Annotated in this window: 2 protein-coding genes and 1 pseudogene; all 3 read left to right on the top strand. The window is 67.9% G+C overall.

Annotated features, from left to right (window positions below; genetic code table 11):
• Positions 1-172 precede the first annotated feature (172 nt).
• Positions 173-1,456: a type VII secretion-associated serine protease mycosin gene (gene mycP, locus AN218_RS19685; protein WP_070018211.1), complete on the top strand. Its 1,284-nt coding sequence runs from the start codon at positions 173-175 to the stop codon at positions 1,454-1,456.
• 436 nt (positions 1,457-1,892) lie between these two features.
• On the top strand, positions 1,893-2,216 hold the full coding sequence (locus tag AN218_RS19680) for a hypothetical protein (RefSeq protein WP_070018209.1): 324 nt from the start codon (positions 1,893-1,895) through the stop codon (positions 2,214-2,216).
• Positions 2,217-2,241: 25 nt separating this feature from the next.
• Positions 2,242-3,030 (top strand): annotated as a pseudogene (locus AN218_RS19675) (hypothetical protein); the annotation flags it as partial.

Raw genomic sequence — 3,030 nt, 5'->3', positions numbered from 1 at the left:
GGAGAGCGTCCTGACTACCTCGTCGAGGACGAGGAGACCTGGATGCCCGAGCGGCGCGACGTCGCCCCGCCCACGATCGGCTGACGAAGTACCGGCACTCTACGAGGTGCAGCAAGCTCAGGGGTGCGGCCATACGGCCGCACCCCTCCGCCGGAAAAAGAGGACTCGACAGATGGGCTTCACGCGAACCTTGCGTGTCATCAGCGGAGTAGTGCTGACCGGGGCGTTGGTTCTCACGTCAGCGCCGAATGCCGCGGCTGATCGGACAAGAAATGATCAGTGGGCGCTGAAGTCTCTGAACGCGGAGTCCATTTGGAAGATCACCAAGGGCAAGGGCCAGACTGTTGCCGTCATCGACGACGGCGTCAATCCCAGTCATCCCGACCTTGAGGGAAGTGTCCTCAAGGGCAAAGACTTCATCGACGGTGACTCGTCCACGGTCCCGAAGAAGGGTGACGACCACGGGACGGCCATGGCGGGGATCATCGCCGGTCACGGTCACGGTGCGGGAAATCAGGACGGCATCATGGGACTTGCGCCCGAAGCCAGAATCCTGCCGGTCCGGGCCAACGGGTCGACGTCGGAGCAGCTGACCCAGGCGATCAAATATGCCGTTGACCGCGGCGCCTCAGTGATCAACATTTCGCAGGGCGGAAGCACGTACTCGGCGGATGACGCAGAGGCCGTGGCTTATGCGCTGAAGAGGAACGTGCCCGTTTTCGCCTCAACTGGTAACTCCGGTAAAGCAGTTGAGTATCCCGCCCGGTACCCGGGGATGGTCCCAGTCGGCGGGCTGCAGAAGAACGGCACCGTATGGGAAAAATCCAACAAGGGTAAGCAGACTCTGCTCACCGCCCCAGCGGTAGGGGTCGTCACCACAGGTGGGCCGAGCAATCTGAACGGCTACGGGATCGGTGACGGCACTTCTGACGCGACGGCATATACGTCGGCTGCGGCTGCCCTGGTCCGGTCGAAGTACCCTGATCTGACGGCCGGGCAGATCGTCAACCGTCTGACGAAGACTGCGCAGATGCCCGCTTCGAAGAAGGGCGGCGAGCTTCCGGACGAGCAGTACGGCTACGGCTCGATCCGTCCTCTCGCGGCGCTTCAAGAGGACGTCCCGAAGGGTTCCACGTTCGGTCCGCTTTCGGTTCCTCAGTCTCTGAAGGACGAGGCGAAGGTCGCCGAGAAGGAACGCGAGTCGAAGGCTCAACAAGAGCAGGCCGACAAGGAGTTCGTGTTCCTTTGGGCCATCACGGGCATTGTCGCGCTGCTCTTCGTGGGCGGCATCGTGCTGGTCGTCGTTCTCGTGCGGCGGCGTAAGAGGAAGCGGAACGGCGGCGGCCCGGGCGATCCGGGTGCGTACGGCGGTTACCCCTACCCGCCGGGTCAGGTCCCGCAGCAGGGGCCGTACGCGCAGCAAGCCGCGCCACCCCAGCACCCCCCGTACAACTGACGCCCACCGCACCGGGGTTCCCCCGCCGGGCAGGCAACCCCGCGTGGAGCTTGTGCGGAGATCCCGCGGGTGGCGTCGCGTGGTGGCAGATCACGATCGGGTGTCATCGTGCGGATCAAGTCACGTGCGGCGCAGGGGATTTGACCGCTTGGTCCCAGAGGGCGGGAGTCCGCTTTTCGGAGGGTGGAGGGGGACGCGCTGGGTGAGGGCGGAACCGTCCGTGGGGTCGGGTTCCGTGCCGGAGAGGGCGCGTCGGGCCGGGAGCTGAGGGGGTGTCAGCGGTGCTCACTAAAGTGTGCGGCACACATGCGGCGTCCCCTCCGGCCGGCGTTCTCTGACGGGTGCTTCGCGGCACCGGCGCAGGCCGGACGGGCGCGCCGCGGTGCCGTACACACGCGTCGGGAACGGAACGGGGGAGGCGCAGCCGGTGGGGCGGATGCGAGTCGATCTCAGTGAGCTCGAGGAGACGGTGCGCAAGCTCGGCCGGCTGGCGACGGCCATGGGCGAGTCGGTGACCAGGAGCAAGTACAACACCTACCTCCCGGAGGGGGCGCTCGGCAGCCACCGGTTCGTCGAGAGCAACGAACTGACCGACGCCCACCGGACGATGAAGGCCCACATCGAGGAGGTCGTCGAGGTCGTCAACGAGGCCATCGACGACTTCGGTACGAAGACGAAGACCGTGCACGGCAACTACCAGAACGCCGAGTACGACGCGAAGTACGGCATGGACAGACTGGGTTCAGAGTCCGGGGAGTAGCGAGCGCCAGGGGGCGAGGGCAGGCATGGACGGCGGCGAGGCCGGGCGTGGCGGTGAGGGCGCCGGGGCGGGCGGCACGTACGAGGCGTTGTACAACGCGGGCGAGGTCAGGACCCCGTTCGCGACGGAAGAGACCGTCCCCTCGATGAAGGCGATGCTGGCCGACGCCAAGCCGGAGCAGGTCCTCGGCGTCGCCGAGGCGTGGGAGCGGATCCACGATCATCTGGTGAACGGCGGCGGCAGCGTCCAGGGGGACTTCGACCGGATCGTCGCGCATGCGCTGGAGCACTGGGAGGGCCCGTCGGCGGAGGCGTTCGCCGAGCTGGCCGTCAAGATCAGCAGACAGCTCGGGGAGTTGGCGACGTACGCGCGCTACACCTCGACGGCGATGCGCAACGCGGGCGAGCGCCTGAACGAGATCAAGCCGAAGATCGACGCGCTCGGACGGCACGACGGCCTGAGCGGCGCGATGAACCGGCTCGGCGGCGCCGTCACCGGACGCGGCCGCACGCTGGACGCCGGGTTCCGCGGCGAACTCGACACCCGGGAGCCGGGCGGGGCCCGGGACGGTCGCGAGGACGACGTGCCGGAGAGCGAGGGGGATCAGCGGCAGCACGCGGTCGCCCTGATGGTCGACCTGGCGCTCACGTACAACTCGCAGCGGCAGGCCATGAGTTCGTGGGAGCGGAAGCTGCCGCCGCGGCGCGGGGGCGACGACGGGCGGTATCCGGGAGAGCCCGGGGGAGTCCCGCCGATGCCCGGTCCCGGCGTCGGGCGCGTGGGCGAACCGGCCCCGACGGCGGCAGCCGTCGCC

The organism is Streptomyces nanshensis (assembly GCF_001751255.1).
GTDB lineage: Bacteria > Actinomycetota > Actinomycetes > Streptomycetales > Streptomycetaceae > Streptomyces > Streptomyces nanshensis_A.
The sequence above is the reverse complement of the archived record's forward strand: the minus strand, read 5'-3'. Positions and strand labels throughout refer to the sequence as shown.

Coding starts and splice junctions, on each gene's coding strand:
- mycP (WP_070018211.1), top strand. CDS start 173: ATGGGCTTCACGCGAACCTTGCGTGTCATCAGCGGAGTAGTGCTGACC.
- AN218_RS19680 (WP_070018209.1), top strand. CDS start 1,893: ATGCGAGTCGATCTCAGTGAGCTCGAGGAGACGGTGCGCAAGCTCGGC.